This is a genomic window from Stenotrophomonas sp. HMWF003 (assembly GCF_003061285.1).
Taxonomy (GTDB): domain Bacteria; phylum Pseudomonadota; class Gammaproteobacteria; order Xanthomonadales; family Xanthomonadaceae; genus Stenotrophomonas; species Stenotrophomonas maltophilia_AP.
On record NZ_QAIW01000176.1, the window covers coordinates 1 to 7119 of the forward strand.

The 7119-nt window shown below is 68.6% G+C and carries 8 protein-coding genes and 1 pseudogene; 7 read left to right on the forward strand and 2 right to left on the reverse strand.

The window, feature by feature from the left end; all coding sequences use genetic code 11:
* Positions 1 to 160: 160 nt before the first annotated feature.
* From dusA to DBR34_RS07210, 4 genes are all read left to right on the forward strand, one after another.
* On the forward strand, positions 161 to 1177 hold the full coding sequence (dusA, locus tag DBR34_RS07195; RefSeq protein WP_128096281.1) for a tRNA dihydrouridine(20/20a) synthase DusA: 1017 nt from the start codon (positions 161 to 163) through the stop codon (positions 1175 to 1177).
* 211 nt (positions 1178 to 1388) lie between these two features.
* A complete protein-coding gene (locus DBR34_RS07200) occupies positions 1389 to 1760 on the forward strand; it encodes a hypothetical protein (RefSeq protein WP_181393927.1) in 372 nt (123 codons plus the stop codon).
* A gap of 72 nt (positions 1761 to 1832) precedes the next feature.
* On the forward strand, positions 1833 to 2516 hold the full coding sequence (locus DBR34_RS07205; protein ID WP_038691087.1) for a response regulator transcription factor: 684 nt from the start codon (positions 1833 to 1835) through the stop codon (positions 2514 to 2516).
* 23 nt (positions 2517 to 2539) lie between these two features.
* On the forward strand, positions 2540 to 3964 hold the full coding sequence (locus DBR34_RS07210) for an ATP-binding protein (RefSeq protein WP_128096282.1): 1425 nt from the start codon (positions 2540 to 2542) through the stop codon (positions 3962 to 3964).
* A gap of 94 nt (positions 3965 to 4058) precedes the next feature.
* Here the strand turns inward: DBR34_RS07210 and DBR34_RS07215 are convergent, their stop codons facing one another.
* Together DBR34_RS07215 and DBR34_RS07220 are read right to left on the reverse strand one after the other, a co-directional pair.
* The gene (locus DBR34_RS07215; protein ID WP_128096283.1) at positions 4059 to 4880 is read right to left on the reverse strand and encodes a M90 family metallopeptidase; all 822 of its coding nucleotides are present in this window, start codon (positions 4878 to 4880) and stop codon (positions 4059 to 4061) included.
* Complete coding sequence (locus DBR34_RS07220; protein WP_128096284.1) at positions 4847 to 5119, reverse strand: hypothetical protein; 273 nt, start codon at positions 5117 to 5119, stop codon at positions 4847 to 4849. The genes DBR34_RS07215 and DBR34_RS07220 overlap by 34 nt, the downstream gene beginning before the upstream one ends.
* 118 nt (positions 5120 to 5237) lie before the next feature.
* Between DBR34_RS07220 and birA the strand changes: the two genes are divergently transcribed.
* The 3 genes and pseudogenes from birA to DBR34_RS22290 form a co-directional block, all read left to right on the forward strand.
* Complete coding sequence (gene birA, locus DBR34_RS07225; RefSeq protein ID WP_181393926.1) at positions 5238 to 6215, forward strand: bifunctional biotin--[acetyl-CoA-carboxylase] ligase/biotin operon repressor BirA; 978 nt, start codon at positions 5238 to 5240, stop codon at positions 6213 to 6215.
* Positions 6212 to 6949: a type III pantothenate kinase gene (locus DBR34_RS07230; protein WP_128096285.1), complete on the forward strand. Its 738-nt coding sequence runs from the start codon at positions 6212 to 6214 to the stop codon at positions 6947 to 6949. The genes birA and DBR34_RS07230 overlap by 4 nt, the downstream gene beginning before the upstream one ends.
* 9 nt (positions 6950 to 6958) lie before the next feature.
* Positions 6959 to 7119, forward strand: a pseudogene (locus DBR34_RS22290) (SPOR domain-containing protein); the annotation flags it as partial.

Below are 7119 nucleotides of genomic sequence, written 5' to 3' on the forward strand. Positions count from 1 at the left end.
GTGCAGGAGCGTGCATTCTCCCCCGAGGCGCCGGTCGCGCGGGTGCCTGGGAGCGCGGGGTTCGGTTCCGGCCCAGGGGGTGCCCTCGGGCAACGTTCATTCCAAGCAGGTAAACTATTGATTGCGCTGGCAATGCCAGCAGTATCCGACGCTCCGCCCGATGACCCTGCCCGCTACCGACGCCGCCGCGCGTTATGCCGCCTCCCTGCGCCTGTCCGTCGCCCCGATGATGGACTGGACGGACCGCCATTGCCGGGTGTTCCACCGGCTGCTGGCCCCGGGTGCGCGGCTGTACACCGAGATGGTGCACGCCAACGCGGTGATCCACGGCGACCGTGAGCGCCTGCTCGGCTTCGACGGCAGCGAGCATCCGCTGGCCCTGCAGCTGGGCGGCAGCGACCCGGCGCTGCTGGCCGAGGCCGCGCGCATCGCCCAAGACTGGGGCTATGACGAGGTCAACCTCAACTGCGGCTGCCCGTCCGACCGGGTCCAGGCCGGGCGCTTCGGCGCCTGCCTGATGCGCGAGCCGGCGCTGGTGGCCGAGTGCGTGGGGGCCATGGTGGCGGCGGTGGACATCCCGGTCACGGTGAAGTGCCGACTGGGCGTGGATGAAGACAACGACTACGAAACCTTCCGCAACTTCGTCGATCAGTCTGCCAACGCCGGCAGTGCGATGTTCATCGTGCACGCCCGCAACGCGTGGCTGAAGGGGCTGTCGCCGAAGGAAAACCGCGAAGTGCCGCCGCTGCGCTACGACTGGGCCCACCGGCTCAAGGCCGACCGCCCGGCGCTGCAGGTCGTGCTCAACGGCGGCCTGGCCACGGTGGAGGCGGCGCAGGCGCAGCTGCCGGCGCTGGACGGGGTGATGCTGGGCCGTGCGGCCTACCACGACCCCTACGTGCTGCATCAGCTGGAGGCCGCCCAGACCGGTGCGCCGCTGCAGCCGCGCGAGGCACTGCTGCGCGCCATGCGCCCGTACATCGAGGCGCAACTGGGCCGTGGCCTGGCGCTGAAGCACATCACCCGCCACCTGCTCGGCCTGTTCCACGGCCAGCCCGGCGGACGCGCGTTCCGGCAGGTGCTGAGTGAGGGCGCGCACCGCGCAGGCGCGGATTGGGGGGTGATCGAGCAGGCGCTGGCAGTGACCCGCGCCCAGGCCGAACGCGTCGCTGCGTGAGGGGCGTCACCTTGTCGGCTTGACAAGGCACCCACTTTAGCCGCCAATGTTCACTTAGATGAACGGCGCCGAGGTGCGACCTGAAAAGTTCAGACCGGATTCACTGCGTAAAACCAAGAATTCGCTAAAGATTCGTAAAGCACCGGCCCAGGTCGGCGGCTCCGATTCACAACTTTTGAACGTTTCGCTGCGCTCCGCTAGGATCAAACCGATGCTCTCCGTGACCCGCCAACGCCGTCTTGCTGTCCTCGCCCTGCTGGCGACGGGCGCCGCTGCCTCCATCGGCAGTGTGTCGGCGCAGGAACCGACCCCGGATCCGGCACGCGGCGAAGTCATGGTCCGGTCCGCACGCGGGGCAGCGCCGGAACGTTCGCTGTCCGACGCGGTCCGCCGCGTCCAGCGCACCACCGGTGGCCACATCCTGGGCGCCGAACGGGTGCCCTACGACGGCCGCGACATCAACCGGGTCAAATACATGGACGATCGGGGCCGCGTCCGCTACATGGACGACCCTGCGCCGGCGCGTTCACAGCCCCGCGCACCGCGATCGGATATGTCTTCACTACGCGGCGATAACCCCTGAACAGGGATAGTTGTCCGTAATCAACTGTATTCCACTGGCCCCCGGCCATACCCAGGACACTAGGGAGAGTTCATGCGTATCCTTCTGGTCGAAGACGAAGCCCCGCTGCGGGAAACCCTGGCCGCCCGGCTCAAGCGCGAAGGTTTTGCCGTCGACGCTGCGCAGGATGGTGAGGAAGGTCTGTACATGGGCCGCGAAGTGCCGTTCGACGTTGGCATCATCGATCTGGGCCTGCCGAAGATGTCGGGCATGGAACTGATCAAGGCGCTGCGCGATGAGGGCAAGAAATTCCCCGTGCTGATCCTTACCGCACGCTCGAGCTGGCAGGACAAGGTCGAAGGGCTCAAGCAGGGCGCCGACGATTACCTGGTCAAGCCGTTCCATGTCGAGGAGCTGCTGGCCCGCGTCAACGCGCTGCTGCGCCGTGCCGCTGGCTGGAGCAAGCCGACGCTGGAATGCGGGCCGGTTGCGCTGGATCTGGCTGCGCAGACGGTCAGCGTCAGCGGCAGCAACGTGGACCTCACCAGCTATGAGTACAAGGTGCTGGAATACCTGATGATGCATGCCGGTGAACTGGTCTCCAAGGCCGATCTCACCGAACACATCTACCAGCAGGATTTCGACCGCGACTCCAACGTGCTGGAAGTGTTCATCGGCCGCCTGCGCAAGAAGCTCGATGCCGACGGTGAACTGAAGCCGATCGAAACCGTGCGTGGCCGGGGCTACCGCTTCGCCATTCCGCGCAACGAGGGCTGAGCCGCTAGCCGGGCGAAGGGATGATGTCAGGCCGTCTGTGGTTCTTTAAACGCTGGCGGCCGCGCTCATTGCAGGCGCGCCAGCTGCTGGCCGCCTCGGTCGGCCTGGTCGCGTTCCTGGCCATCGCCGGCTATGCGCTGGATGCGGCGTTCGCCGATACGGCGCGTGCCAACATGCAGGATCGACTGAAAAGCTACGCTCGCGCCTACGCGGACGGTATCGACTTCACGCGCGATCGCTCGGTGTACATTCGGGAGCAGCCGCCGGATTCGCGCTTCGCAGGACCCGGTAGCGGCCTGTACATGCAGTTGGTCATGGGCAATGGCACCACGGCAAATTCGCTTTCTGCCGAAGGACCCATGCTGCCCCCCGTGCGGGGCCTTCTGGCACCCCGTCAGGAGGTCTTCGAGGGACCCCTGCCGATGATCGACATCGACGGCAGCCAGGCATCCGTGTACCGCTACGGGCTGGGCCTGGTGTGGGACGCCGACGCCGACCCGGCCACCGAATTCCCGTACACCATCTACGTGATGGAAGACTCGCGCGCGCTCGGTGCGCAGCTGCGCGTGTTCCGCGGCCGGGTCTGGTTCTGGATGGGCGGCGCTGGCCTGATCCTGCTGATGCTGCAGACCGTGATCCTGCAGTGGAGCCTGCGCCCGATGCGGCGCGTGATCACCGAGTTGACCAAGGTGCAGCGCGGCGAGAGCGAGCGCATGAGCGAGCGCCACCCGCGCGAGCTGGAACCGCTGACCGACAGCATCAACGCCTTCATTGAAAGTGAGCGCGAGAATCTCGAGCGCCAGCGCAACACCCTGGCCGACCTTGCGCACAGCCTGAAAACGCCCCTGGCGGTGCTGCGTACGCAGCTCGACAGCGGCGCGCAGGACCAGGACCTGCGGCAGGAGTTCGATGTGCAGCTGCGGCGCATGAACAACCTGGTGTCCTACCAGCTGGCGCGCGCCGCATCGTCGGGGCACAAGCTGTTCTCGGCGCCGCTGCCGATCGAGTCCAACGCCGAGGAAATCGTGCGCGGGCTGGAGAAGGTGTACGCCGGCAAGGGCGTGCTGTGCGAGTTCGATATCGACGAAGGCGCGCGCTTCCACGGTGAGCCGGGCGACCTGCAGGAACTGCTCGGCAACCTGCTGGAGAACGCCTTCAAGTGGGCCAAGCGCCGCGTGCTGCTCACCGCCAAGCCGTTGCCGGCGCCGGGCGCACGTCGTGCCGGGCTGGTGTTGTCGGTGGACGACGATGGCCCCGGCATCGCGCCGGAAGACATCGCCAAGGTGCTGCAGCGTGGCGTGCGCGGCGATGAGCGCGTGCAGGGCCATGGCATCGGCCTGTCGATCGTGCAGGACCTGATCAAGGATTACCGCGGCGAACTGCAGGTCAAGCGTTCGCCCGAGCTGGGTGGTGCGCGGTTCGAAGTGAAGCTGCCGCCGGGGCCGTGATCGCCGCGCGGTGCCGGGCGTGGCCAACGCGCCAATTCCCAGGTCGGTATGAACCCGACGGTAGGTGCCGACCGTCGGTCGGTACGCAAAACAATCACCGCGCGGCGGTAGGTACCGCCCGTTGGTCGGTACCCGGCAACCCCGGCGATGCCCCATAAAACCGCCGCAGATGCGCAGCCACGCCCGGCATCTCCTGCGCCAGCAGGTCCGGCGCAGAGAAGTGGTACTCGGTGACCACCGCGAAGAACTCTTCCGGCGCCTCGGCCGCATACGGGTCGATCAGCGTGTCCCGGCCACGGTCCACCTGGGCGCAGAACGTGTCATACGCCGCCTGGAAATCCTTCGCCCATGCGCGCTGCCAGTCGCGCGGGAGCGGCGGGGTGCCGTCGATCGCACCGTCGAGCGCATCGATCTTGTGCGCCATCTCATGCACGGCCACGCAGTAGCCGGCATGCGGGTCGGCGATGTCGGCCTGGATATCGGCCCAGGACAGAATCAGCGGACCGCTGTCCCACGATTCGCCAATCAGCTCGTCGTCCCACTGGTGCAGCACGCCGGCCGCGTCCACGTGGCTGCGCTGGACGCGGAACGCGTCCGGATACACGATCAACTGCGACCAGCCGCGCAGGCCCACCTCGCCCAGTTCCAGCAGCGGCAGGCAGCACAGCGCGGCCAGCAGGACCGCATCGCTGTCATCCAGGACCAGGCCACCGACCGGGCTGATGGTTTTCTCATGCAGGAAGCGCGCGGAAAGATCGGCCAGCCGATCACGGCGTTGTGCGTCCAGTCCCTGCAGCCACGGCCCACGCTGACAGCTGCGCTGCCACAGAACCGGATCAATCGCGCGCGGCGTGCGCCGCAGCCAACCCCACATACGTTCGATCAGCGGAACATGCCCGGCAGGAAGCTGTGCCATTTCGGCGCGCGCAGGCGCGGCAATACGTCGTCGTCGCCGCCACCCCCGCTGCTGGTGCCGCTGGCCGCACTCGGCTTCGCGGCCGGTGCGCGTGCGGCCGGTGCCGCCGCCGGTGCGGTGCGCTCGCTTTCGGCCGGCGAATACACGCAGCCGCCCCGCCCCGTGCTGGTCAGCGCATCGGAAGCATGCGCGGCCAAGGGGGCCATCAGCAGGATCAGGCAATGGGCGAACGGGCGCATCGTCGACATCCGGAAGGGCGGGTCAGTCTTCGATTCTAGCCCGATTCAGGGCCGTGATTGGAACCCCGCCCGGCAGGCAAGCGGCGGGGCTTTCCCGCATACTTTTGCCGATCACCTGATGGAAGCTGCTGTGGACGACCGCCAACTGCTGGCCAAACTGGGCGCCGGGCGCCTGTCCGGCGACGCCCTGGCCCACGAGCTGGGCGTGACCCGCGCCGCGATTTGGAAGCGGATTCAAGGACTTAGAGCCGCCGGGGTCGAGGTGGACGGGCGCGCGGGCGAAGGCTACGGCCTGACCCGACCGCTGGACCTGCTGGACGCCGATGCCATCCGCACCCGCCTGCCGGACGCCGCCCAGGCCCTGGTGCGCGACCTGCAGGTGGCGTGGACGGTGGACTCGACCAACGCCGAATTGCTGCGGTGCAGCGCGCCTGAACAGGGCGTTCGCGTCCTGTTGGCCGAGCGCCAGACCGGCGGTCGGGGTCGGCGCGGGCGTACCTGGGCCTCGCCGTTGGCCGCGCATGTGTACCTGTCGGTGCTGCGGCTGTTCTCCGGTGGGCTGGTGCGCCTGAGCGGCCTGAGCCTGGTGGCGGGCATCGCGGTAGCCGAGGCGCTGCACGACCTGGGCTATGTGCAGGCGAGGCTGAAGTGGCCCAACGACCTGATGGTCGATGGGCGCAAGCTGGTGGGGTTGCTCGCCGAGGGCGGCGGCGAATATGCCGGGCCGGCGCGGGCGGTGATCGGTATCGGTATCAACGTGCACATGCCGGCCGCCTTCGCCGACCAGATCACCCAGCCCTGGATCGACCTGGACACGCTGGCCGGTGCGCCGGTGGACCGCAATGCGGTGGTCGCGGCGGTACTGGCGCGGCTGTTGCCCGCGCTGGAGACGTTCGATGCCGAGGGCCTGGCACCGTTCCTGCCGCGCTATGCCGAACTGGATCTGCTGCGCGGCCAGACCGTGCGCGTGGAGCAGGGCGGGCAATGGCGCGAAGGCACCGCGCTGGGATTGGCCGACGATGGCGCGCTGCGCGTGCGCATCGACGGCGTGGAGCAGCACGTGCATGCGGGCGAAGTCAGCGTGAGGGCGCAATGAGCGACTGGTTGTTCGACCTCGGCAATTCCCGGTTCAAATTCGCGCCGCTGCAGGGTGTGCGCGCCGGCGATGTGCAGGCCTGGCCGCACGGGGCCGAGACCATGCCCGCCGAGCAGTTGCAGGCATTGCCCAGTGGCGGCGTGGCCTACGTGGCCAGCGTCGCCGCGCCGACCCTGACCCGCAGCATGCTGGCGATCCTGCAGGGCCGTTTCCGCGAGGTGCGGGTGGCCCGTACCGAGGCCCGCTGTGCGGGTGTGCAGGTGGCCTATGCCGACCCGGCGAAGTTCGGCGTGGACCGCTTCCTGGCGCTGCTGGCCGCCGCCGAGCGCGGTGAAGCGGTGGTGGTGGCCGGGGTGGGCACCGCGTTGACCATCGACCTGCTGGATGCCAATGGCCTGCACCACGGCGGCCGCATCGCTGCATCGCCCACGACCATGCGCGAAGCGCTGCATGCGCGCGCGGTGCAGCTGCCGCCCACGGGCGGTGACTACAGCGAGTTCGCCAATGACACGGCCGACGCGCTTGCCTCCGGTTGCGACGGTGCAGCGGTGGCCCTGATTGAACGCAGCCGCGCACAGGCGACCCGGCTGCTGGGACACGTGCCGGCGCTGCTGGTGCATGGCGGCGGCGCGCCCGCGCTGATGCCGCTGCTGGAGGATGCGCATTACCAGCCTGCGCTGGTGCTTGACGGCCTGGCGCGCTGGGCCGTGCATCAGCCGGCAGGCACACGGTAGGATCGCCGCATGCTGACCCGTGCCCTGATCGTCGTGCTGGCCATCCTCAACCTCGGGGTGGCGTTGTGGTGGATGTTGCGGGGCGAACCGGCGCCTGCGCCGCCGCCACCGACCACCGGCGTGGCCCAGTTGCAGCTGCTGCCCGCCGGCGCCGCCCCGGCCCCTGGCAG